This is a genomic window from Streptomyces sp. NBC_01363 (genome assembly GCF_026340595.1).
Classification (GTDB): Bacteria; Actinomycetota; Actinomycetes; order Streptomycetales; family Streptomycetaceae; genus Streptomyces.
Genome location: NZ_JAPEPF010000002.1, coordinates 1330685 through 1354079, shown reverse-complemented (window position 1 = coordinate 1354079; position 23395 = coordinate 1330685). Strand labels below are relative to the sequence as shown.

The 23395-nt window shown below is 70.0% G+C and carries 20 protein-coding genes and 5 pseudogenes; 10 read left to right on the top strand and 15 right to left on the bottom strand.

Annotation, left to right across the window (positions count from 1 at the left end; genetic code table 11):
* Nucleotides 1-34: 34 nt before the first annotated feature.
* Complete coding sequence (locus OG611_RS33915; RefSeq protein WP_266429050.1) at nt 35-1129, top strand: Rieske 2Fe-2S domain-containing protein; 1095 nt, start codon at nt 35-37, stop codon at nt 1127-1129.
* Between the two features lie 149 nt (nt 1130-1278).
* Entirely contained in the window at nt 1279-2469 is a 1191-nt protein-coding gene (locus OG611_RS33910; protein ID WP_266429047.1) for a serine/threonine-protein kinase, read from the top strand.
* A gap of 43 nt (nt 2470-2512) precedes the next feature.
* On the opposite strand, the gene OG611_RS33905 is transcribed toward OG611_RS33910, so the two are convergent.
* Nucleotides 2513-3877, bottom strand: a complete 1365-nt coding sequence (locus tag OG611_RS33905; RefSeq protein ID WP_266429044.1) for a hypothetical protein — start codon at nt 3875-3877, stop codon at nt 2513-2515.
* A gap of 161 nt (nt 3878-4038) precedes the next feature.
* Nucleotides 4039-4308 (bottom strand): helix-turn-helix domain-containing protein, encoded by a 270-nt coding sequence (locus tag OG611_RS33900; RefSeq protein WP_266429042.1) that lies wholly within the window; start codon nt 4306-4308, stop codon nt 4039-4041.
* 41 nt (nt 4309-4349) lie between these two features.
* Here OG611_RS33900 and map point away from each other — a divergent pair, with 41 nt between their 5' ends.
* A complete protein-coding gene (gene map / locus OG611_RS33895; RefSeq protein WP_266429039.1) occupies nt 4350-5117 on the top strand; it encodes a type I methionyl aminopeptidase in 768 nt (255 codons plus the stop codon).
* 28 nt (nt 5118-5145) lie between these two features.
* On the opposite strand, the gene OG611_RS33890 is transcribed toward map, so the two are convergent.
* The 9 genes and pseudogenes from OG611_RS33890 to OG611_RS33855 form a co-directional block, all read right to left on the bottom strand.
* A complete protein-coding gene (locus tag OG611_RS33890; protein ID WP_266429036.1) occupies nt 5146-5874 on the bottom strand; it encodes a glycoside hydrolase family 75 protein in 729 nt (242 codons plus the stop codon).
* A 178-nt stretch (nt 5875-6052) separates the two neighbouring features.
* On the bottom strand, nt 6053-7861 hold the full coding sequence (gene ggt, locus OG611_RS33885; RefSeq protein ID WP_266431373.1) for a gamma-glutamyltransferase: 1809 nt from the start codon (nt 7859-7861) through the stop codon (nt 6053-6055).
* Nucleotides 7862-8197: 336 nt separating this feature from the next.
* Nucleotides 8198-8986: pseudogene (locus tag OG611_RS33880) on the bottom strand (transposase); the annotation flags it as partial.
* A gap of 10 nt (nt 8987-8996) precedes the next feature.
* A pseudogene (locus OG611_RS40775) lies at nt 8997-9263 on the bottom strand (transposase); the annotation flags it as partial.
* Between the two features lie 155 nt (nt 9264-9418).
* The gene (locus OG611_RS33875; RefSeq protein WP_266424281.1) at nt 9419-10762 is read right to left on the bottom strand and encodes an IS630 family transposase; all 1344 of its coding nucleotides are present in this window, start codon (nt 10760-10762) and stop codon (nt 9419-9421) included.
* Nucleotides 10763-10807: 45 nt separating this feature from the next.
* A complete protein-coding gene (locus OG611_RS33870) occupies nt 10808-11320 on the bottom strand; it encodes an Ig-like domain-containing protein (RefSeq protein WP_266429033.1) in 513 nt (170 codons plus the stop codon).
* Nucleotides 11321-11530: 210 nt separating this feature from the next.
* Entirely contained in the window at nt 11531-12547 is a 1017-nt protein-coding gene (locus OG611_RS33865) for an IPT/TIG domain-containing protein (RefSeq protein WP_266429030.1), read from the bottom strand.
* A 150-nt stretch (nt 12548-12697) separates the two neighbouring features.
* On the bottom strand, nt 12698-13444 hold the full coding sequence (locus OG611_RS33860; protein WP_266429027.1) for an IPT/TIG domain-containing protein: 747 nt from the start codon (nt 13442-13444) through the stop codon (nt 12698-12700).
* An 821-nt stretch (nt 13445-14265) separates the two neighbouring features.
* Complete coding sequence (locus OG611_RS33855) at nt 14266-14652, bottom strand: helix-turn-helix domain-containing protein (protein WP_266429025.1); 387 nt, start codon at nt 14650-14652, stop codon at nt 14266-14268.
* A gap of 103 nt (nt 14653-14755) precedes the next feature.
* Between OG611_RS33855 and OG611_RS33850 the strand changes: the two genes are divergently transcribed.
* The 3 genes and pseudogenes from OG611_RS33850 to OG611_RS33840 all read left to right on the top strand — a co-directional run.
* Nucleotides 14756-15379 carry an NAD(P)-dependent oxidoreductase gene (locus OG611_RS33850; protein ID WP_266429023.1) on the top strand — a complete coding sequence of 208 codons (624 nt, stop codon included), beginning with the start codon at nt 14756-14758 and terminating at the stop codon, nt 15377-15379.
* A gap of 179 nt (nt 15380-15558) precedes the next feature.
* Nucleotides 15559-15774: pseudogene (locus OG611_RS33845) on the top strand (LysR substrate-binding domain-containing protein); the annotation flags it as partial.
* A gap of 52 nt (nt 15775-15826) precedes the next feature.
* A pseudogene (locus tag OG611_RS33840) lies at nt 15827-15922 on the top strand (IS5/IS1182 family transposase); the annotation flags it as partial.
* A gap of 93 nt (nt 15923-16015) precedes the next feature.
* Here OG611_RS33840 and OG611_RS33835 read toward each other — a convergent pair.
* The 3 genes from OG611_RS33835 to OG611_RS33825 all read right to left on the bottom strand — a co-directional run bounded on the left by OG611_RS33835 (nt 16016) and on the right by OG611_RS33825 (nt 18955).
* Nucleotides 16016-16189, bottom strand: coding sequence for a hypothetical protein (locus OG611_RS33835; RefSeq protein ID WP_266429020.1), 174 nt, complete (start codon nt 16187-16189; stop codon nt 16016-16018).
* 154 nt (nt 16190-16343) lie between these two features.
* Complete coding sequence (locus OG611_RS33830) at nt 16344-17132, bottom strand: SAM-dependent methyltransferase (RefSeq protein WP_266429017.1); 789 nt, start codon at nt 17130-17132, stop codon at nt 16344-16346.
* Nucleotides 17133-17782: 650 nt separating this feature from the next.
* The gene (locus OG611_RS33825; RefSeq protein WP_266429014.1) at nt 17783-18955 is read right to left on the bottom strand and encodes a cytochrome P450; all 1173 of its coding nucleotides are present in this window, start codon (nt 18953-18955) and stop codon (nt 17783-17785) included.
* Between the two features lie 231 nt (nt 18956-19186).
* On the opposite strand from OG611_RS33825, the gene OG611_RS40980 reads away from it, so the two are divergent.
* Genes OG611_RS40980 through OG611_RS33815 form a run of 3 tightly spaced genes read left to right on the top strand, consistent with a single transcriptional unit; the run spans nt 19187 to nt 20181 of the window.
* Nucleotides 19187-19540 carry an NAD(P)H-binding protein gene (locus OG611_RS40980; RefSeq protein ID WP_353962575.1) on the top strand — a complete coding sequence of 118 codons (354 nt, stop codon included), beginning with the start codon at nt 19187-19189 and terminating at the stop codon, nt 19538-19540.
* 59 nt (nt 19541-19599) lie between these two features.
* The gene (locus tag OG611_RS33820; protein WP_266431475.1) at nt 19600-19932 is read left to right on the top strand and encodes a hypothetical protein; all 333 of its coding nucleotides are present in this window, start codon (nt 19600-19602) and stop codon (nt 19930-19932) included.
* Between the two features lie 54 nt (nt 19933-19986).
* Entirely contained in the window at nt 19987-20181 is a 195-nt protein-coding gene (locus tag OG611_RS33815; protein WP_266429012.1) for a hypothetical protein, read from the top strand.
* Between the two features lie 27 nt (nt 20182-20208).
* Here OG611_RS33815 and OG611_RS33810 read toward each other — a convergent pair.
* Nucleotides 20209-20394 (bottom strand): annotated as a pseudogene (locus OG611_RS33810) (amidinotransferase); the annotation flags it as partial.
* Between the two features lie 769 nt (nt 20395-21163).
* On the opposite strand from OG611_RS33810, the gene OG611_RS33805 reads away from it, so the two are divergent.
* Nucleotides 21164-23026, top strand: coding sequence for a PQQ-binding-like beta-propeller repeat protein (locus tag OG611_RS33805; protein ID WP_266429009.1), 1863 nt, complete (start codon nt 21164-21166; stop codon nt 23024-23026).
* Nucleotides 23027-23395 lie beyond the last annotated feature (369 nt).

Below are 23395 nucleotides of genomic sequence, written 5' to 3'. Positions count from 1 at the left end.
AGTCTCCAGGCGATCGAATCCGGAAGGGGCAGTGGTGGGACATTCACGCGAGTACGGGCGCGCCATCAGCGAGGGGCCGACACCGGCCGATGCTGCGGGCGCGCCCGCCCTTCCCTATCCGAGCGGCTGGTCCGCACTGGCGTTCTCCGAAGAGCTACGGCCGGGCACCGTGCTCACCCGGCCGCTCGCGGGTCAGGACGTGGTGCTGTACCGGCTCGGCACGGGAGCGGTCCGCGCCATCCGTCCGTACTGCCCGCATCTGGGCGCCCATCTCGGTCTGGCGAAGGTCGACGGGGACGATCTCGTCTGCCCCTTCCACTTCTTCGCGTTCGGCCCGGACGGCACGTGTGTGCGTACGGGATATGACACGACGCCCCCGAGGTCGCCGTTGTCGCAGCTGCCGGTGCACGAGGTCAATGGCGCCGTGTTCGTCTGGCGGCACCACGACGGCCGGGCTCCGGACTGGTTCGTTCCCGACTGGCACGAGATCGGTCACCGGCCTGCGCTGTACGCGGCCTGGGAATTGGCCGGCAATGTCCAGGAGGTCATCGAGAACTCGGTGGACCTCGGGCACTTCGCCACCCTGCACGGCTGGGACAGGGCCGAGATCGGCGGGCCCGTGGTCTATGACGACGCCGCGTTCCACGTGTCCATGCGGGCCCACGAGTCGGCGCCGCTCCTGGGCAGCTTCGTCGTCGACGTGGAGGTGGACGGCTACGGACTCGGCTGTCTGCACGCCGACGTGCACACGCCCCGGCTGGGGCTGCGGATGTGCACGATGGTGATGCCGACGGCCATCGCACCCAACCGAATGCAGTTCCGGCAGCTCAACCGCATCGCCTTCGCCGAGCCGGCCCGGCTGCCGGCCCCGCTCGCCCGTGCGGTGAGCCGGACCGCGGCCAGGCTGTTGGACCGCGCCGTCTTCCGGTCCAGTTGCGAGTTCACCGCTGCGGACTTCCCGATCTGGCATCACAAGCAGTACCAGCAACCGCCCCGGCTCGCTCCCGGCGACGGCCCGATCGGCCCGTTCCGGCGCTGGGCCCGGCGGTTCTACCCCCCGCCGCCGGGAAAGGAACGGCTGATGCGGCCCGATCGCGTCGAGCAGGCCGACGGGGCCGAAGTGCCTTGAGAGCGGCCCCTGTCGAATACCCAGCCCGATCAGGAATTGGAGGTAATCCGGGCGGGATCGACGTACGCGGCCCGTCCCGGACCTGTGCCCGGCAGAGCGTGTGCCTGAGTCATACTGGGCGCCGGAGCACAGGGGGAGGCATACAGCGCATGGGGTACGGGGCGGACGTTACCGGCTTGCCGGAGCGCATCGGCGGGTACGCCGTGGAGCGCGAGTTGGGGGCCGGCGGGATGGGCACCGTCTATCTGGCGCGTTCCCGCGGCGGGCGCGCGGTGGCCGTGAAGGTGGCGCGCTCGGAGCTCGCGTCCGACCCGCACTTCCGGGACCGGTTCCGCGCCGAGGTCGCGGCCGCGCGCAGCGTGGGCGGCTTCCACACAGCCCCGGTGGTGGACGCGGACCCGGCTGCCGCGGCGCCCTGGCTGGCCACGGCGTACGTTCCCGGGCCCACGCTCGCCGCGTTGCTGGAGGCCGAGGGGCCGATGGACGAGGCGCGGCTGCGGCAGCTGGGCGCGGCGCTCGCCGAGGCACTGGCGGCGATCCACGGCTGCGGCCTGGTGCACCGTGACCTGAAGCCCGGAAACATCATCATGGCCTCGGACGGCCCGCGGGTGCTGGACTTCGGTATCGCGCGGGCGCTGGAGTCGACTCGTCTGACGGCCACCGGTGTGGCCTTCGGAACGCCGGGGTTCCTGGCACCCGAGCAGGCTCAGGGGCAGGAAGTGAGCGGCGCCGCGGACGTGTTCGCCCTGGGTGCCGTGCTCGTCGCGGCGGCGGGCGGCAGCGCGTTCGGGGCGGGCACGCCGATGGGCCTGATGTACCGGTCGGTGCACGAGCCGCCGGATCTGACCGCGGTGCCGGACGGCCTGCGGCCGGTCCTGGAGTCGTGCCTGGCCAAGGACCCGGACCAACGGCCCACACCGGAGGCCCTGTTGGACCTCTTCGTGCCGGACACCGTGACGCACTCCCCCACGGTTGCGGTACCCCCGCCACCTTCCTACGCACCGTCCGACGCCGTCCCGTGGCACCAGGCCCCGACCGAACACGCCCCCGTGGGCAACGCGTCGGACGACGGCGACCTCGCCTTCGTGGCGGTGACTCCGGAGAGTTCGCTCCTGATCGACGCCTCGGGCGTCGCGCTCCACTCGGCGGCCGGGGACATGGAGTTCGCCTGGGCCGGGATCAGCGCCGTCGAGTACGCGGCCGAGGGCCCCAAGCACCTCCAGGTCACCGTCCGCCTCCACGACGGCACCACCCACCGGTGCCTGCTCGCCGCGCGCAGGCGTGCCCGTCTGCGGGAGTGGCTGGAGGACCTGCCGCTGATCCTGGAGTGCTTCACGTAGCCGCCGCGAGTGGCGAAGTGCGGCCGGGGTCCTTCGTTCCGGATCAGGCCGGGTTCGCGATGCCCGCCACCCGCAGTGCGTGGACGACATCCCGCTCCCTGGCCGGCGACACCGCTCGGGCCGCGGCCAGCAGTCGCGGTACGAGACGGGGCGGATCACCCGCCGCGACCCGAGCCGCGTCCTGCGGAGTCCGTACCCGGATGAAGGCGCCCAGCAACGCCTGCGCCTGCGCCCCGTGCCCCGCCCGCTCCAGGGCCACCACCGCATCGGCGATCTCCCCGGCCGGCCTCGCCACACTCTGGCGCAGCAGCTGCGCGCAGTCGTCGGGGCGCCCCGCGGCACTCAACGCGGCGGCGGCCGCGGCCAGTTCGGTGGGCGGCAGCGAGGACACCTCCCACAGCAGGGTCGCCCAGTCGGCGTCGAGGCCCGCACGGTGCAGCTCGACGGCGAGTACCGGCAGCCGATCGGCGGGCCGGCCGGCCGCCTCGCACAGCACGACATGCGCCTCGCCGCTGCGGCCCCCGGCCCGCAGCCGGATCAGCCGCTCGACGACCGCCGTGGCGGCCCGGCGGGCCTCGGGGTCCGGGGCGGCGGCGCGGGCGGGGGCCGCGGATGCGTCATCGGCCGGGGCGGCGGCGAAGCGGGCTCCGCGTGGCACGCCGGCCGTGGCCGGCGGGACGGGCAGGACGGGAGCGGTCACGGCCGGGACGCCGTCCGTGTCATCCGCGTCGAGCCCCGCGAACCGGGCACCGCGTGGCTTCCCGCGCCTGGCTGCGGGTGGCCGGGGAGCCGGGAGCGTGACCTCCGGGCCGCGCTCAGGTGCGGCCGCCTCCACCCGCGCCGCCCCCTCAGCATCGGACGGGTCCCCGTGCACCGGTTCGGCCTCCCCGGCCCGGCCCGGCTCCTCCGTGCGGAACCAGCCCTTCGGCGCCGATATCGCGGCCAGCCGTGCGCGCAGCTCCGAGCAGCGGGCCGTGGCGCGTTCGTGGTCGTCCCGGGCCCAGGCGACCACCTCCAGGTCCGGGGCCGTGCCGCCCGCACCGGCAGCCCGGAGCCGCCGGGCCGCGTGCGTCTGCTCCCGCAGCATCAGCTCCAGCCGCTCGACGAGCATCTGCCGCCCACCCGCGCGCCGGTCGTGGGCGGCCACCGAGGCGGAGTACAGCTCGGCACCCCGTACCGACTCGTGCTGCGCGAACGCCGTGCCACGCCTGGCCGCCAGGTCCTGGAGGAGCGACTCCATCACATCCCAGGGCGGAATCTCGGTGCCGTCGAGACAGGCGCGCATCCCGGCAGGATCACGCCGGCAGAAGATTCCGTACCAGCCGCTCCCGGGGTCCAGCAGCGCCACGACATCCCGAAGGTATTGCGTGAACTCCCGTACTTCCCCAGCACATTGATGCTCTGTCATCTTCGCCCTCGCCGACATCGACCGGAGCCTTCCAGCCCGCAGGCATTCGACATCAGCCGTGTTACGACGCGGCTACGCACGCTTTTCGGGCGCGATGCCGCCGAAGCGCGAAGGCCGCACCGCACCACCGCCCGAGCGCCCCACCCCGGACCGCCAGGGACCTACCCCGCCAGCGGCACCACGTCCGGCTCCGGGGCACAGCGGGCGAGGATCTCGTCCATCGAGAGCCCGAGCGCCCCGGCCAGCGCCGCGACCGTGAAGAAGGCAGGAGTGGGAGCGCGTCCCGTCTCGATCTTGCGCAGCGTCTCGGCGGAGATTCCGGCGCTCGCCGCGATCTCGACCATGCTGCGTCCGCCGCGCGCCTCGCGCAGCAGCACGCCGAGGCGTTCGCCGCGGCGGCGCTCTTCCGGGGTCAGGGGCGTTCGTACCATGCCGTCATTCTAATACCGCTTCGACCGGTATAGTAATTGGCATGGTGCAACTCAAGACAGACACATCCATCGAAGCGATGCGCGAGACCGGCCGGGTCGTCGCGCAGCTCCTGACCGCCGTACGGGAAGCGGCGGCGGTCGGCGTCTCCTTGCACGAACTGGACGAGGTGGCCCGCGGGGTCCTGCGTGACGCGGGCGCCGGGTCACCGTTCCTGAACTACCGGCCGCATTTCGCGCCCACCCCCTTCCCCGCCGTCATCTGCGCGTCGGTCAACGACGCGATCGTGCACGGCATCCCCACCGACCAGCGACTGCGCGACGGCGATCTGGTGAGCATCGACGCGGGCGCGACGCTGGGCGGCTGGGCCGGCGACTCGGCGATCAGTTTCACCGTCGGGCGCGCCCGGCCCGCCGACACCCGGCTCGTCGAGACGGCCTTCGAAGCACTGGAGGCGGGCATCGCGGCGGCGGTCGTCGGCAATCGGATCGGCGACATCGCGCATGCGATCGGCACGGTCTGCCGCAGCGCGGGATACGGCATTCCGGAGGGGTTCGGGGGCCACGGCGTGGGCCGCTCGATGCACGAGGACCCGGCCGTCCCCAACGAGGGACGACCGGGTCGCGGCATGCCGTTGCGGCACGGAATGGTGCTGGCGATCGAGCCGATGCTGATCGGCAGCGGCAAGGACGCCTTCCATCCGGACCGGGACGGCTGGACACTGCGCACGTCCGACGGCAGCCGCGCCGCACACGCCGAGCACACCGTGGCGATCACCGACGACGGCCCGCGCATCCTGACCGCGCTGTGACACCCCGGACCCTGGAGCCCGTCCGGCCCTAGTTGTTCTGGATGAACTGCTTGGCGAGGGCGTCACCGGCGGTGACGGCGGCACTGTGGCTCTCGATCGGCGACACCTTGGAGTTCTTGAACAGGATGTAGGTGACGCCGGACTCCGCGCCGCCGGTCTCCGGGTCCGGGTCGATGCCGAGGGCCTTGGCGGTGGCGTACGAGGCCTCACCGATGATCTTGTTGGGGCCGGTGTCACCGACGACCGCGTACTCGACCTGGTTGTTGTAGATGACGGCGACGACGCCACCGCCCTTGATGCCGGCATCGCCGTAGTTCCAGATGCTGCTGACACTCGGCACGACGACGTACGGCAGCTTCTCGGCGTTCAGCGGCTTTCCGGCGGAGGTGGGGAACGCCGTGTCGTTCTGGAACCACGGGTCGGTGTCCTTGTTGCAGGCGGTGGTGATCTCGCCGTCGCAGTCGATGTCCATGTCGGCCTTCCAGAACACGGCACCGTTCTTGCCGCAGACCGGAATGGTCGCCGAAGTCTCCTCGTCCGTACGGTACTTGCCGTTGGATATCTGCGAACACGAGGTGACCTTGGCCAGCAGATCGGCCGCGCTGACGGAACCCTCCTTGAGGTCTGCCCCGGACCGACCCGCAGGAGCGGGGTCCGCGCCCCGGGCCGGGTCGGCGTGGGCCGCCGGGGTCAGAGTGACGGCCGCGAGCAGGGCGGCGCCGGAGGCGGCAGCGAGGGCGAGCGTTCGAGTACGCACAGTGGGGGTGCCCTTCCATTAGGAAACTTTCCTTACCGACGCGCTCAACATGGCCCCGGGCGGCTGCCTCCGTCAAGACCACGGGGCTGGTTCCTCATGAATGAAGACAAGGAACCAGCCCCGCATGGAACATTATTGACGCATCGTCACTTCTTGCTCAGCCAACGGCCGCCGGCCGTCACGGGCGTCCGCTCGGCTTCACGACCATCGCCGATCCCCCGCCCCGGCGCACCTTCTCCGCCGCGGCCAGCCACCGTCCGTCCGGCAGCCGCTGCACACCCGTCGCCGCCCCGATCTCGGGGTTGAGCTTGAAGACATGTCCCAGCGACTCCAGTTCCGCCCGGACCGGACTGTTCCACAGCTCCGGTTCGAGCTCCGTCGTCGCCGAGTTGCGCTGGCTGGCGCGCGGTGCCGCGATGGCGTCGACCAGCGGGAGCCCCCGGTCGACCGTGCCGATGAGCGACTGGAGGACGGTGGTGATGATCGTGGCACCACCGGGCGACCCCAAGGCCAGCACCGGCTCGCCGTGCTTCAGCACGATCGTCGGCGAGATGGACGAACGCGGGCGCTTGCCCGGGCCGGGCAGATTCGGGTCGTGGACCGCGGGGTCGGCGGGCGCGAACGAGAAGTCCGTCAGCTCGTTGTTGAGCAGGAAGCCCCGCCCCGGCACGGTGATGCCGCTGCCACCGGTCTGCTCGATCGTCAAGGTGTACGCGACGACGTTGCCCCACTTGTCGGCCGCGGTCAGATGGGTGGTGTTCTCCCCCTCGTACGTCGTCGGGGCGGCCTTTCCACCGGCCTTGCAGTCCGCCGGGTGCCTCGGGTCGCCCGGTGCGAGCGGGCTGGTCAGCACCGCGTCGTCCTTGATCAGGCACTCCCGCGCATCGGCGAACCGCTGACTGAGCAGTTCCCGCGTCGGCACGTCCTCGAACGCAGGGTCGCCCACCCACCGCCCGCGGTCCGCGAACGCGATCCGGCTCGCCTCGATGTAGCGGTGCAGGTACCGCGCCTCGCTCGCCTGCGAAAGGTCCGTGGACTCAAGGATGTTGAGCGCCTCACCGACGCTGGTGCCACCGGACGAGGAGGGTGCCATGCCGTACACGTCGAGGCCCCGGTAGCCGGTCTTCGTCGGGGCCTGCCGCAGCGCCCGATAGGACCGCAGGTCCTTCGCGGTGAGATCCCCGGGCCGCACCACCCGGGTGGACTTCGGGTCGACGGGCGGGTTGCGCACGGTCCGTACGACGTCGTCGGCCAGCTCGCCCCGGTACAGCTCGTCGACGCCCTTGCGGCCCACCTGTTCGTAGGTGCGCGCCAGGTCGGGATTCTTGAACACGGAGCCGACCACCGGCAGTTGGCCGCCGGGCAGGAAGAGCTTACTGGTCGCCGGGAAGTCGGCGAACCTGGCCTGGTTGCCCTCGGTCTGCGAGCGGAAGGTGCTGTCGACGACGAAGCCGTCCCTGGCCAGCCGCTCGGCCGGTTTCAGCACCTGCCGCAGCGACTTGCTTCCCCAGGTGTCGAGCGCGGTGTCCCAGGTCGCCGGGGTACCCGGGGTGCCCACGGCGAGTCCGCTGGTCACGGCCGCGTCGAAGGCGAGCGGCTTGCCGTTCTCCAGGAACAGCGAGGAGTCCGCGCTGCGCGGCGCGGTCTCCCGGCCGTCGATCGTCTCCACGGTGTGCCTCTTGGCGTCGTAGTAGACGAAGTAGCCGCCTCCGCCGAGGCCTGCCGAGTAGGGCTCGGTCACACCGAGCGCCGCCGCGGTCGCCACCGCGGCGTCCACCGCGTTGCCGCCCTTGCGGAGCACCTCGATACCGGCGGCTGAGGCATCTGCGTCGACACTGGCCACCGCCCCTCCGTAGCCCACCGCGACAGGTGACTTGGGCGGTGCCGCCGACGGTGGCGCGGACGAGGACGGGGCAGCGGCCCCGATCGTGACGACAGCGGCGAGAACGGCCGACAACGACACATTCCGCGCAACGGAACGTCGCATGCGCACCTCCAGTGCAGGATCGTCCGCGCAGGGTAACGCCGTCCCGCCCACTCCGTCAGGACCGCCGTAGTGCCGAGACCGAATGCCCGCCAGCATGCCCGCCCCTGACTGCCGGGCAATTCCGAGTGCCTGCTCGTCGTCAACCGCGATGCGGGCGGCGACCGCTCCGTCCACCGCCACGAGATGCGGAGTCGTCTTGAACTGATGGAGCCAGGCGAAGGTGCGCTCGACGACCCAACTGGGCTCGCCCAGGCCGGAACCATCTGTGGTGACGTGGTGGTGCCAGCCGTTGAAGGTGCGTCCCTCGAAGTGGGCAAGTCCCAGGGCCTGTTTCATCTCGCGGTAGTCGTGCTCGACTCTCCAGCGGAGCTTGGCCAGACGGACCAGGGTGGTCAGCGGGGTGTCGGCGGGCAGGTCGCAGAGCCAGAACTGCACGGGCTCGGCCTCTTTGGCGGGCCACTCGGCCAGCAGCCAGCACTCGGCCAGTTCAACACCTTCGGCAGCATCACGGATCTCGCGTCCTGCCGGGCGGATCCGCAGGGCGACGAACCGCGAATACATGCGCTTCAAGCCGGTGCGGCCCTTGCCCGGGCGCGAGCCCTCGCGCCAGGACACCGGCTTGGCCGAACCACGACCCGCCTCGATGGTCAGCGCCTTCACGCTGCGGGCCGGGTCCGGATACCTGGCGACCGGCCGCCGTCCGATGCCGCTGCAGGGCGGGGTGACCGGACTGGCGGCGGCCGGGTGGGCGGTGGGCGTGGTGGAGATGCCGACCACGTAGTGCAGACCGCGCTGGTTCAGGCCCAAGCGGAACGCAACCGCGTCGCCGTAGCCGGCGTCCGCCAGCACCAGTGGGACATCGACTCCCCAGGACTGGGTCTCATCGATCATGTCCAGCGCGAGTTGCCATTTCTCCACGTGGCCCAGGTCGGCGGGAATGCCGCACCGTTCGCGGCGGGCCACTTTGAGTGGGTCGGCCTGCGGCGAGGCCGGGTCCCAGGACTTGGGCAGGAACAACCGCCAGTTCGCCGGCGTCGAGGCGTGGTCGTCGGGCCAGGTGCACCGAGTCCCCGACCTGGCAGTTGGTGACCTTGCCCGCTGTGCCGGTGTACTGGCGCGATACACACGCCGAGGCGTCACCGTCCTTCAGGAAACCGGTGTCGTCGACGATCAACGCGGTCGGGGCGATGGCCTCGTGCATCCGCCAGGCCAGCCGGGCCCGCACCTGGGCGGGGCTCCACGGACTGGAGGTGACGAAATGCGCCAAGGCCTGCCGATTGCCGTCCTCGCCCAGCCGAGCGGCCATTGGCTCCACCGACTTACGCCGCCCGTCCAGCAGCAGCCCACGCACATACGCCTGCCCCCAGCGGTGCTGATCCGCGCGCGTGAACGCCTCGAACATCTCCACCGTGAACGCCTCCAGGTCCTTCCGGACCTGATCCATCTCCCCAGGTGTCACACACCATCAACGCGCCCACGGCCACCAAGACACGCCACCAGCGCGTACACCTGACCAAGCCCTACTAGTGTCCTGCACCTGAAATCTCGGCCTTAAGTTTACTGATGGTTTTCAGTGTCTGGTGGGGTGATCCTGGTGAGGTAGTCGGCGAGGGAGTTGAGGATCTCGTCGGCGGTCTTGGTCCAGGTGAACGGCCTGGGATTCTCGTTCCAGGTGGCGATCCACGCCTTGATGTCGCTCTCGAGGGCTTTGACAGAGGTGTGGACGCCGCGGCGGATGAGCTTGTCGGTCAGCAGGCCGAACCATCGCTCGACCTGGTTGATCCAGGAGGATCCGGTCGGGGTGAAGTGGACGTGGAAGCGGGGATGCCGACCCAGCCATGCCTTGATCTCGGGGGTGTTGTGGGTGGCGTAGTTGTCACACACCAGGTGCACGTCGAGTTCACGCGGTACGGCCTTGTCTATCGTGACCAGGAACTTCTTGAACTCGATTGCCCGGTGGCGGCGGTGGAGTTCGCCGATGACGGTGCCGTCGGCGATGTTGAACGCGGCGAACAGGCTGGTGATGCCGTGGCGCAGGTAGTCGTGGGTGCGGCGCTCGGGCATGCCCGGCATCATCGGCAGCACTGGCTGGGACCGGTCCAGCGCCTGGATTTGGCTCTTCTCATCGACACACAACACCACCGCCTTCTCGGGCGGGTTGTGGTAGAGGCCGACGACGTCGACGACCTTATCGACGAACTGCGGGTCGGTGGACAGCTTGAACGCATCCTGCAGGTGCGGCTTGAGGTCGAACTTCTTCCAGATCCGCCCGATGGTGGACTTCGACAATCCGGTGCGCTTCGCCATCGAGGCGCGCGACCAGTGGGTGTCCTCCCCCGGAGTGGACTCCAGCGTCGCGACGACCACGTCCTCGACCCGGTCAAGCAGGATCGAGGGCGGCCGGCCCGGGCGCGGCTCGTCCGCGAGCCCGTCCAGACGACCCGCGATGAACCGCGACCGCCAGCGGTTGACCGTCGCCTGCGCGATGCCGAGTTCGGTGGCGACCTGCTTGTTCGTCCCGCCCTCCGCGCAGCGCAGCACGATCTTCGCGCGCAGCGCCAGGAACTGCGCGGTCTTCGCCCGCCGCGCCCAGCGCGTCAACTGTGCATGCTCGGCCTCGGTGAGGACCAGGTCCGGCTTGCGCCGGCCCGGCCGTGGCTCGTCGGCCAGGCCCGCCAGCCGGTGAGCCGCGAACCGGGAGCGCCACTTGCGCACCGTCGCGACGTTCACGCCCAAGTCGGCCGCCACCTGGGCACTTGACGCACCATCCGCACACGACAGGACGATCCGCGCGCGCTCGGCCGGACGAGATCCCGCCCCACCACCCGCCCAACGCGACAACTCGGCGCGCTCCTCCCCAGACAGCACGACCTCGACAGCACGCGGACCCCGATGCGACATGAAAACAGCCTACAGACTTACAGCAGCAATTTCAGGTGCAGGACACTAGCGCAGGTGCTGCTGATTCCGGGACCCATGCCCGTGCCCGGAAATGTTGACGTTGTTGGTGATGTCGCCGGCGGAGAAGTTGATCAGTCCACCGCAGGCGAGAAGACAGAAGCCGGGAGGCGGACCGGGCGGATTCGAGGCGGGCGTGGCCTGGGCGGTCGTGGTGTTGTGGGAGGCGTCGCAGTCCGCGTTGCCGTTGTAGGCGGCGGTGATGGTGTGCGCGCCGACGGTGGTGAATGTGGTGGTGTAGCTGGCCTGGCCGTTGGCGTTCACGGGCACGGTGTCGAGCTCGTCGCTGCCGTCGAAGAAGGTCATGCCGAGCCCGCCGGTGGGGTCGGCAGGACAGTCGACCGTGGCCTGCAGTTGCACCGCGGTGCCCACCTCGGCGGTCTGCGGAGTGGCCGTCACCGTGGTGCTCGACGATACGGCCCAGGCGGGCGAGGCCAGCCCCAGTACTGCGGCCAGGGCCGTGGCGACGACCAGCTTCCCTCTGTGTTGTGTGATGCTCACCGGTTCGGCTCCCTGTTCTGTCGCCGGGCCCGCAGGGCGCGGGCGCCGTGCGGCATCACGCTATGGCGATCTCTATTGCCTTCCAGGGAAGCGGAGCCTACAAGTAACCTGGTTGGATCAGCAGCCTGGACCAACTGTCGGGCAGCTGAGTGGGGATCAAACAAGGGGCTGTATGAGTTGTTCACGGCGCTTTTCCCCGACACCCGAGTGTCAGATGCCGGGCGCGACAACCCGGGTGTAGGTCAGCCCGGGGCTGGTGCCGCCCGCCGTGGTGACGGTCACAGTGACCGGGCCTGCGGGGCCCGCGGGTGCGACCGCTGTGATCTGTGTGCCCGATGCGACGGTGAATGAGACGGCCGTACCCCCGAAGGTGACGGTCGAGGCGGTGGCCAGGTTCGTGCCGGTGAGGGTGACCACGGTGCCTGCGGAGGTCGGACCGCTGCTGGGCAGCAGCGCCGTCAGGGTGGGCACGGCGACATAGGTGAAGGCAACAGGGTTGCTCGTGCCACCCGGGGTGATCACCGTGATCGGTGAATTACCCGTTCCAGGCGGGGAGGTGGCCGTGATCTGTGTCGCCGACACCACGGCGAAGGAGGTGGCGTCGGTGGCGCCGAAGCGGACGGCACCGGCGTTGAGCAGATTGCTCCCGGTCAGTGTGACCACCACGCCACCGGCCGTCGGCCCCTGGGCGGGGACGGCACTGTTGAGGACGGGAGGCGCGGCGTAGAAGAAGAATGTGTCCAGGGCACTGACGCCCCCTGGCGTCGTGACGGTCACCACGGCGGCCCCGGCACTTCCGGCGGGCGTCACGGCGGTGATCTGGGTGGCCGAGTTCACTATGAACGACGTCGCCGGGATCCCGCCGAAGGTGACCGCCGTGGCCCCGGTGAACCCGGTTCCCGTCAGAGTGACACTGGTGCCGCCCGACGCCGGACCGCTGCTGGGCGCCACCCCGGTAACCACCGGCACCTGCGCCACGACATAGGTGAACGTCACCGAATTGCTGTTGCCGGTCGGATGGACGACGGTCACCGCCGCCGCACCCGCGGCGTGGGGCGGGCTCACAGCCGTGATCTGGGTGGCCGAGTTGACGGTGAAAGAGGTGGCGTTGGTACTGCCGAACCGTACGGCGGTGGACCCTGTCATCCCGGTACCGGTGAGGGTGACGGTGGTACCCCCGGTGGTGGGCCCTTGCGAGGGATTGATGGTACTGATCGTGGGCGGCATGAGGATGCTCCTATGGCAGCCTGGGCGAAGCCCGGGTGACGCGGATACCGCTTCGGGCTGGGGAGAACCGCCGTATCTGGGGCGTCGACGGAAGTGGCGGTCAAGGCACGCTGCCGCCCGGTGAAGGCCGGGCGGCAGCGTGGGTGGGGGTCAGACGCCGGGAGCCGCGACGTAGGTGAACGCGCCGGCGGCCGTGTCGGATCCGGCCAGGTTGGTCACCACCACGTCGACCGCACCGGCAGCGCCGGGCGGGGTCACCGCCGAGACCGTGGTGGAGCTCACCACGGAGAACGGTGCCGGGTTGCCGCCGAAGGTGACCGACTCGGTGGTGCCGAGGTTGGTGCCGGTGATGGTCACACCCGTACCGCCGGACGTCGCCCCGGAGGCCGGCGTGACGGTGGTCACAGTGGGGGCGTCCACGTAGGTGTAGGACAGACCGTTGTTCGTCCCGCCCGCGGTGGTCACGCTCACTCCGACGGGGCCCGCCGCTGCGCCCGCCGGCACGGCGACGGTGAGCTGGGTGTCGGAGACGACCGTCGGCGTGGCGGCGTTGGCACCGAAAGACACACTGGTGGCTGTCGCCAGCCCGACACCGTTGATCGTGACTGTGTTGCCGCCCGCCAGGGGACCGGAGGTCGGCCCGAGCGAGGACTTGAACGGGGCTCCGACGTAGAAGAACTGAACCGGATTGCTCGTGCCGCCCGCGGTGGTCACGGTCACCCCGACGGGGCCGGTGCCCGAGGGCGATATGGCCGTGACCTGGGTCGGTGAGACGTTGGTGACGTTGGTGGCCGGCTTGGCGCCGAAGGTGACGGCGGTGGTGCCGGACAGATTCGTACCGGTGATGGTCACCAGCGTGCCACCGCCGGTGGATCCCTGGTTCGGAGAGATGGGCATGGAGAGACTCCTTGCTGACAGGACGGGACAGAGGACTGCGGAACCGGGGGCCGCCGGGCCAACCTTCGCGAAGACCCTTGCGGGAAAGCGGGCGGCTGAACCGTGCCGTCGGGTCGACGGAGTTCCCTCGTAGGTGCACAAAGGAAGAACCGGCAGACACCGCCCTTTATCGTGTTCCCCGGTCATGGGATGGGCGGCCCACCGGTTCGCTGCCTCAAGTACTCCACAGAGAGCCACCGCCTGACAAGGCGTCAATCACAGGACCTGGATGGCAAAGCGCGCCACTGCGAGCACCTGCGTACCACCGGCGTACGCTATCGGCCTCCGTCTGACACACAAAACAAGCCAGCCGGCACCGCGCAAGCGGCACCGACTGGCGATCCAACCCCCCGGGGTGCCCATCGTGATCCCGGCGGACCTGCACCCTCCCCACGTGTGAAGGGCGACGACCCACCCCGGCACCACGCGCCCCGAGCGGTACTGCTGCCCATTGGTTGGATACCTTCAGTAACCCAACATCCCGGCATATGCCACAACCCCCGGGTCGCCGTGCCACCCGTTTGGAGTAATCGTGCGGGGCGAAGCTCACAGCCCACCAGAAATTGACCGACCGGCATTACAAATGCCTACGTGACCGGATGCCGCTATGACAAGCGGTCGTCCGGTGCCGTAGCGGCGCTCCGCCCAGGCCACGACGGTGGCAAAACCGGCAGGAAGCAGAAGGTCATCCGCGGCGCCCTTGTTCCCCCGGGAGGGCTTCGAGAGCGACGGTCAACGGCGGCCCGCCGATCCACATCGCTACGAAGCTCCTGGCCACCTCGTCATCCGGCGCGGTCGAGGCGGGTGGCGTTGTCGTACGACTCCCGGGCGTCGAGTAGTTCGTCCCAGTGCTTCTCCGCCCAGGCGCAAGCAACCGCCAGCGGTTCGAGCATGCTGCGGCCCAGCGGCGTCAGTTCGTACTCGACATGCGGGGTGGCCTCGGCGTAGACGGTGCGCTTGACCAGACCATCTCGTTCGAGGGACCGCAGCGACTGGGTCAGGACCTTGGGGGTGACGCGGCTCAGCGGCACGCGCAGCTCGGAGAACCGGCGCGGCCCGTGCTCAAGACAGCAGATGATGAGCGCTGCCCACTTGTCGCCGAATCGGATCGGATTGAGCGAGGACGGGCACAGTTCGTCGAACATGTCGGCGGGCAGCGGTTCCCTCATGGCCTCACCCTAGCCGGTATCCCAGTGGTAACCGAGGCCCTCGATAGCCTCCGACAACTGGCCGGGGTGCACGGGCTCCGGCCCTCGTGAGAGGCGGTTCGTCATGAACATCGTGGTCTTCGGCGCCGGCGGCCGGGCCGGGCGGCAGGCTGTCGCGGAGGCGCGCCGACGCGGACACCAGGTCACCGCGGTGGTGCGCGACCCTGCGGGCCACAGCGATCTGACCGACGTGCGGGTGGTGGCGGGCGACGTCACGGACACGGCGAGCATCGAGCATGTGGCCGCCGCGCATGACGCCGCCATCAGCGCCGCCGCGGACCTGTCCGTGCCACCACACGAGTTCTTCACCGCGTCGTCCCGCGCCCTGACCACCGGCCTGGCCGAAGCGGGCGTGCACCGCCTCGTGGTGGTCGGGCTCTCATCGGTCATGCCCGGTGCGTCCGGCGCACCGCTGATGGACGAGCCGGGCTACCCCGACGAGTACCGCTCCTTCTCCCTCGGCCACGCGGCGGGCCTCGACGAGCTGCGGAGGTGTGACCTGGACTGGGCGTACGTGGCCCCGGCGGGCGACTTCGACCATGAGGGCACGCGCACCGGCCGTTACCGGATCGCCGAGCATGGCGACCCGGCCAGCCGGATTACGTACGCGGACCTGGCGATCGCACTGATCGACGAGATCGAGGCGCCCCGCCATCACCGGGCCGCCGTCAGCGTGCGGGAGGCGTGACACCCGAGGTCCAGGACGGCCAGGGGCGCGGGGTGCTGCTCCGGCGGAGCAGCACCCGAGCGCACGGGCGGCACCGACGGTCGACAGGGACCATGGTCGCGTACTCGATGTCGGCACGCGGCATCGAGGGAGTCCGGCAGAAGCTGCGCACCATCCATCCCTAACTCGCCGTCGAGGTATGCGAAGTGCCGCTCGCCGATCCGTACGGAATGCTGCGGAGAGGTGACTTCGACCTCCAGCTGACGGATTTCCCGGTGCACGAGGACGACTTGACCGGCGGACCGACGCTCCTCGCCGAGGACAGGGTGCTGGCAGTGGCCACCGGGCATCCCCTGGCCGGAAGGGACACGGTGACGCTTGAGGACCTGGCCGGTGTGCCGTTGCTGACGATCGCGGTGGACATTCCGGAGTACTGGCTGGAGCATCAGTTGCCGACGCGCACCGTTCTTCGCCTGGCTCCACCAGTTCGAACGACTCCACATCCGCTACGAGACACGCGCCGCCGACCTCCGCCTCGCCCTGCTCCAACTCGCCTGCAGCATCACCGGCTTGCCACGTTTTCGAACCTCATTCCGAAACGAGCAGCGAGTGGCTCGGCTCAGGTCCTTGGCCCTTCGATCGCCCTTTGTCGCGTGGTCAGCCCGCTGGGGTGCCGGCGATCTGAGTGACGAGGAAATCGAGCCCTTCCTCCTGGCCGTCCCGGGGGATGCGGCTGCTGTCGGAGAGGACAGCCATGCCGCGCAATGCGCTCCAGGTGACTTCGGCGAACAGTTCGCGGCGCTCGTTGTCCGGGCGGAAGCAGCTGACCAACGATGCGAGACGAGCCACTGGTTGCGGACACGGCAGAGGTCGTTGTGCCGGCCGAAGACGCCGCATCCTCTCGCCGAACTGCGGAGGTCGGTTCGTCGGGCCACGGCCGGTCCAGGGCCTCGGCCGTGGCCCGCGGGTGTGCAAGGGCCGCACATCACTTGCGGGCGACGAACCCCCACTGATCGACGGGCTCAGCACCATCTTCGCTCAAGCTCGCACGCCACAGGGAGATGGACCCGAATCCCGGTTCGACCAGTTCCATCCCGTCGGCACTCGCGAGGATCTCCTCGGGCCGGCGCACCAGGTAGGGCGGAGTGTCTCCGGCCGCATAGGCTTCCTGGGCTGCCAGTGTCTGGGGGGTGGCGACCGTGTCGCAGAGGACCAGGTAGCTGCCTGTCACCGTGCCCGCCATGTATCGGCGCATGAGGTCGATACCGGCCCGGGGTTCGACGTGTCCCAGCGTGGACAGCACCAGGACGGCCACGGGCTGTGTCATATCCAGGGTTCGGGACGCTTCCTGGAGTACTCGCTCGGCTTCCAGCATGTCCGCATGTACGTAGTCCGTCACCCCGTCCGACGCGCTTGTCAGCAGGGCGCGGGCGTGCGTCAGGACCAGCGGGTCGTTGTCGACGTAGACAATGCGTGCCTTCGGCTGGATGCTCTGGGCGACCTCGTGGGTGCTGTTCTGGACGGGGAGCCCGGTTCCGATGTCGAGAAACTGGGTGATTCCCGCTTCGTCGGCCAGGTACCGCACCGCTCGCGCCTGGAAGGCCCGTGACGCACGGGCGAGGTCCCGGGTCTGGGGGTAGCTCGCGATGACCTGGTCTCCCAGTTCCTGGTCGACCGGGTAGTGGTCCTTGCCTCCGATCCAGTAGTTCCACACGCGGGCCGAGTGCGGTACGCCGCTGCGGATCTGGGTCTCGAGCTCTGTCTGCTCAGTCATTTCGGTTCTCGTCTCGTAGTGTCCGAAGGGCAGCCGTGGCGGCCGGCGCGCCGTACTCGCCCCCAGGGACGAGGTCTCGGAAGGCCCCGTCACATCTGCGGCCGGACCAGGCCCCGCGGCCTTCCCAGGCCCGCTGCTGCTGAGCGAACGCCTCGGGCCGACGCTCTACGAACAACAGCTGATCAAACAGGATCCGAAGGGCCGTCTCGCCCCCGTACATCCCAGGTCGACGGAGCGCCGGGTTCAGCTGGTCGACAAGGTACCCGAACCGTTGCCTGCATGGTCAGGCAGGCCCAGCTCCGGTTGTGAACCTCCGAGTTGGCCTCGCACGTGGCACCGGCAGCAGTGGCCGCCGGCCCTGTGCGACCTTCAACTCGAGCCAGGCCGGATCGGCCTGAGCCGCCCCATGCACGTACCGGCAACCGTCAGCGCCACGGCAGCGGTCACGGCCGTACGCATACGTCCGAACAACACGGTGCTTCCCCCTCGCCGCCGTACCGCTCAGAGCCGCGGCGGGGCGTCCTGCTCTTCCCTCCGTGGCGAGTCGGACGCGGACGCGATCGTCCGGTGCTCCGGCGGTTCACCGGGCGGGGTTCCCGGTTGGTGTCGCCTGGTGGGGTCAGGTATCGCAGGCGTCGAGCAGCTGGGAGCTACCAGGTCGCGGGCAGGTGCCGGGGGCTTCGGGTGAGAGCACTCGTGTGCCACTCGACGGAGTCGACCGGCACGGTCAGGCGGAGGTCGGGAAGCCGAGTGGCCAGTCGGTGCAGGGCGAGACGGAGTTCCGTGCGGGCCAGGGCGACACCCAGGCAGTAGTGCTGTCCTCCGCCGAAGGCGAGGGTGGGGTGTTCCAGTGGGGCGAACAGGTCGGCGAAGGGGTCGCCGGGGAAGGCCGCAGGATCGCGGTTGGCCGCGCCGCGGTCGAGGGTGACGAGGTCTCCGGCCCGGATGGCTGCCCCACCGATCTCCAGGTCCTCGGTGGCGCGCAGCGGGTTGAATCGTTTCGCGGGGTCGTTGAGCGGGATCAGGTGTGCCAGGCGGTCGGCCAGTGCCCCGGCGGCTGCTTCGTCTTCGTCGGAGGCCAGGCGGGTCCAGTCCCGCGAGCGTTCGTCCAGGAGGTAGAGGAGCGCGTTGCCCAGCATGGTCACGGTGGTGTCGTAGCCGGCGACCGCGAGGGTGGTGACGAAGTTGACGAGTTGGGGTTCGGGGATGCCGCCTTCGCGGTCGGCGGTCTGTACGAGGGTGGTGATCAGGTCCGGGCCGGGGGTGCGTCGGCGTTCGGCCATGAGGCGGGTGGCGAATTCGGTGAACTCGCGTGCGGCCTCGGCGGTTTCGCCTTCGGGAACCGAAGGTTCGGGGAAGGCGAGTTCGGTCCAGCGCACCAGCCGGGCGTCGTCCAGGTCGTGGATGCCCAACAACTTGTTCATGACGGCGATGGGCAGGGGGCGGGTGTACTGGTCGACGAGGTCTGCTGGTGGGCCGTGATCGGCGAGGTCGGCGATGAACCGGTCGACCGTCTCGGCGACCATGGGCATCACGCGGCCGATCGCGCGAGGGGTGAAGGCGCCTTTGGCGGTGTGGCGCAGTCGCAGATGTCCGGTGCCGTCCTGCTTGGCCATGGCGTCGGGGGTGTCGGTGAGGGGCGAGGCGGCTTTCGTGGGCAGCAGGGCTCGGGTGAACCGGTCGTCGGCCAGCACCTGGCGGACGTCGTCGTAGCGGGTGAAGTGCCAGGCGGGGCTGCCGTCGGGCAGTGTTGTGTGCTGGGGCGGGCCGGGGGCGGCGAACGTCAGCCGGTGCAGGGGAAGAGTGTCCTCGTTGGCGGTCATGGTCCTCCTGCCGTGCGGCGGCCAGTGACACCGCGTCGGCGATGTTGGGTTCCCGTCCGTGTCCGCCGGCCACGTGACGGGTTACGCGGAGCGTGGGGTGGTGCCCATCGGCGGAGGAGCGGGCGGAGTGGTACCAGTGGCTTCCGGCCTTGGCGCCTTCCGGCTCCTGGCACCCTGGGCTGTACGGCTTCGCACCGTCACCCGACACAGCTTGAACACACAACGTAACACGTGACTACTTTCAGTGCTGTGCATGTTGTCGTCGCCGGCAGTCACGGCCGCCTCGCCCTCGCAGCATCCCGCCTGCTCACAGCCCGGGGCGGACAGGTCTTCGGGCTCACCCGCAGCCCGGAGCAGGCCGACGATGTCCAAGCCGCCGGGGCGCACCCGATCCTCCTGGACCTGGCGACGGCCACGGTTGAGCAGTTCGCGGAACGGCTCGCCGACGCGGACGCGGTGCCCTGCACAACCGGTACGGATCTGGGCGCCTCAGGCCAGGCCGGCCCGATCGATCGCGACGGCCCTCACCCTCGCGGACGCAGCGCAACTCACGGGACAGCCCTCAGGTCATGCTCTCCTCCATAGGGGCCGACCCTGCCGGTCGTCACCCGAAAGACCCACTCGTCGAGACATATCTCAGGGCCATGGACGAGGCCGATGAGAACCTGCTGCCCGGGCCCTCCCTGAATTGCACCGTGCTGTGGCCCGCCTGGTTCCGCGACGGCCCCGGCACCGGTCCGGTCCTTCTCGCCGACACCACCGATATCGGCGAAGCGGACCGGGCGGACATGGCCGCCGCCCTCAGACTGACCCGGCTGATCCGCCAAGCCGCAATCACCGCCGTCCTCAACGGCACCGAACGCATCACCAGAACCCGCCTCGACGGGATTCGCCTGGACCACCTCGCCGAACAACACCACCGCCCCACCCCGACACCGACCCGTCCCCTGGCCCGGGTCCGTACACGACAGCCCTAGGGTCTTTCGTCTGGATCACTCCCGCCGGCCGGGATTGTCGTTGATGATGTCCGTGTGACCAACCGCATCAGCGCTCTGATCTCGGCCTTCGGCGTCCTTGCCAGCATGTTGCTGCTCGTCCTTGCCGCTCGTGAGTACCGCTCCGGGGCACCGGCCCTCTGGATCGGAGCTGGAGCCGTGATCTTCCTCAGCGCTCTGTTCACGCTCGTGCGAGACGTACGGCGGCTCCGTCCGGGGCCGACGGCCTGACGAGCGGCGCCGCGAACTGCGTGCCGATCAATGGAAATACGATTCGAGCGTGCCGCGACGTCGGATATCGAGCGTTGCACAGTGGAATGAGCCGCCGAACGGCGCGCAGTGCAGCAGGTCGCACGGGATCGGCTCGAATCCCCATTCCTCAAGCGCACGCAGCATGTTGACGTGGTGCCGCTCTGCGATCACTCGCTTGTTGTCGATCACGAGAGCTCGTCGGGCTCAGGGATGCGGAAATCCTTCTCGAAGAACGCGTCGGTGAGCTGCGGCTTTGGCGCTGACGTCCGGTGCGCGCCGCGCCGGAAGCAGTCCTTCTCCAGCAAATCCCACTCATTGTGTGAATTCACCGGCGAAACGAGAGATTCCGCAGCATTTTCGGTCGTAGCCGATGGCGTCGACATCATAGGAAGTTCCCATCGCTGCCTACCATTGCCGACCGGATGCTGGGCCACTGCACTACTTCCATGTCCGGCAAACTGTACGAGCCCCGAAGGGTACGGTGCGTTGGACGCGCTCGCCCGATCGGTGGCATTCGGTCGTACGACCGCGCAGGGGCCGGCCCTGCGACGAGGATTGTGCCGGCGTGTGCGGAGGGCGGGCCGAACCTTGCGGTCGCGGCCCGGCCGGAGGTGAACCGCGGGCACCCGTCGCCAAATGGGTGCACGAGGTTCCTGCGCGACCGGCTGGACGGACTCGCCGACGATCCACGCCCTGGGGTGCCACGGACCATCACCGACGCCCAGGGCAGGTCCCGCGGTCGAGGAGGATTACGCCAGTGCAGTCGCCGCTGGGCCGCGCTCTCCAGACCACGCCGAACCGCGCCCGGCTCCCCCTCGAACCCAGCCAACAGCCCATCCGGTCGGACAGAAGCGCCACCGGTTGGCGATCCCGACAATTCTGTCCCCGGGCGGGGCCCGACGTCCTTGCCGTGACGGGAGTTGGGGCCGGTAGGCTCCTTGGGCGAATGGAGGGGGCAGGCATGTCGGGGAAAAAGGATCAGCGGGACCGCAGCGCGGCGCGGCGTCGTCTGGCGAAGGAACGCCGGTGGACGTACACGGACTGGCATCCCGAACGCATGCAGTTGTGCGCGGGGCCGCTCGGCGTCGATGCCGAGAAGGCGATGGCCCTGGACGCCGTGAGCGGCACCCTGGACGGCCATTGGTTCAGCGTCTTCGACTGTGTCACCGACGACCCCTCGGCCGCCCGCACCGTGTACCTCGTCCAACTGCCGGCCGTGCTGCCGCTGGTAGCGGTGAGCCGGCACTCACTGGCTGTGGACACGATGGTTCCGCTGCTGAAGCGGCTCGTCACCGAGCGCCCGGACCGCCATCTGTACGAGATCGGTGACCCGGCCTACGACGCCAACCATGTGGTGGAGAGCGTGGACCTGGAGGCGGCGGCGCGGCTGCTCACCCCGGCCGTGCGCGAATTCGCCGACGACCGCCGCTGGTTGCAGTGGCAGGTGGAGGGCGGCTACCTCTTCTACGCGGAGCCTCCGGGGCCGCGCAGGGGGAAGGACGACACCCACGCGATCCTGACCGGACTGCGCTCACTGGTCGACCTGGTGGAGATCATTGACCCGGGGTTGTGGGGCGAGGCGGCGGACGCGGTCCCTGGCGTCGGCGACGGCCGTGCGGAGGCGGAGAAGAACCCAGGCGATGCCGACCACGGGATGGCGAACGCCGAGCGCGGGGCCGTGTCGGACGCCGTTCCCTCCGTCGGAGCACAGCCGGTGCCCGGTCCCGGCAGCGGACCGTCCGCCATGGCCCGCGGTGGGCCGGCCCACACCGGCGTCTATCCGAAGGGCACGCTGCCGTCCGGCTTCGAGGCGTGGAGCGTGCGGCTGCCGGACGCGGTCGTCGCCGCACCGGTCGTCTGCGCGGGCACTGTGTACGTCAACTGTTCCGACGGCCGCTGCTACGCACTGGATGCGGTGACGGGCGCGGCGCGTTGGTCCTTCGACGCGATCGGTGCCCTGAAGGAGACGCCGGCGGTCGCCGACGGGACGGTGTACGTCGTCGGCGAGTCCGGTGTGCTGCACGCGGTCGGTGCCGTGGACGGACAGGAGCACTGGCGGCAGCGGGTGGGCCACTCGGGTGCGCCGGTGGTCGCCGACGGCCTGCTCTACGTCGTCCACCACCCGGCCAACCTGCTGCGCGACACCTCCCGGATCCGCGCGCTGGACGCGGCGACCGGCGAGGAGCGCTGGGAGCGACGGTTGCCCGACGGGTCGGCCGCCGCGGCGGCGGTCTCCGACGGCCGGGTCTATGTGCAGGGCGCGCGGGCCCAGTTGACCGCCTTCGACGCGGTGACCGGCGAGGAGCTGTGGCACCAGGGGTCCACCGCGAGCCAGTTGAGCTGCTGCACCCCGAGCGTCGCGGGAGGCATGGTCTGCGCGGGCACCGGCGCCGGCCGGTTCTACGCGTACGACGCCGTCACCGGGGAGCAGCTGTGGGGAGCACAGGCGGCCGGCGTGGTCGACAGCACCCCGGCGCTGGCCGAGGGTCTGGTCTTCGTGGGCGACAGCCACGGTGGCGCGTACGCGGTGGACGGCAGCGACGGCGGGCTCCTCTGGCACCTGCCGAACCGTTACGGCGCCTCCTCCCCGGCGATCTGCGGCCCGTCCGGCTGGATCGTCGGCACCAAGTACGGGCGCGGTCTGTTCAAGATCAGCCTGAGCGCCGGTGCGGTCCTGTGGCGGCACGCACTCGATGGCCGCGGCACCGGCCCCGTCTACGCCGACGGGGTCGTCTACGTGGGCACGCAGGCCGGTACCGTGCTCGCGGTCGATGCCGAGACCGGTCGCAAGCCTCCCCGGGCGCGGCGCAAGATGCGGGTCTGAGCCGCCACTCTCCTCGCACGCGCCGCTCGCCGCCTACGAGTGGCCACACCCCGTCCACACCCGGCCATGAGATCGACGCCCTCCCCTGTGCTCCCTGTACGCAGGGTGAGCAAGCGACGGCCGTACGAGAACGGCGCGAGTCAGCCGTGGCCGGATCGAACTGTGGCCGAGCACGGCCGCGGTGCTCCCCGTCATCCGGCCCCGGAGTCGGCATACCGCACGAGTACGGATGAAAAGCGTCACGAGGCCGCTCCCCGGTTTCGGTCGAGAACCGGGGAGCGGCCGGTTCGAGGGCCGCGACACACGCCACGTGATGCGTCAGGTGCAGCATGGCGATCACCCGTCCCGCCCAAGTCGAGCAAGGCGGGG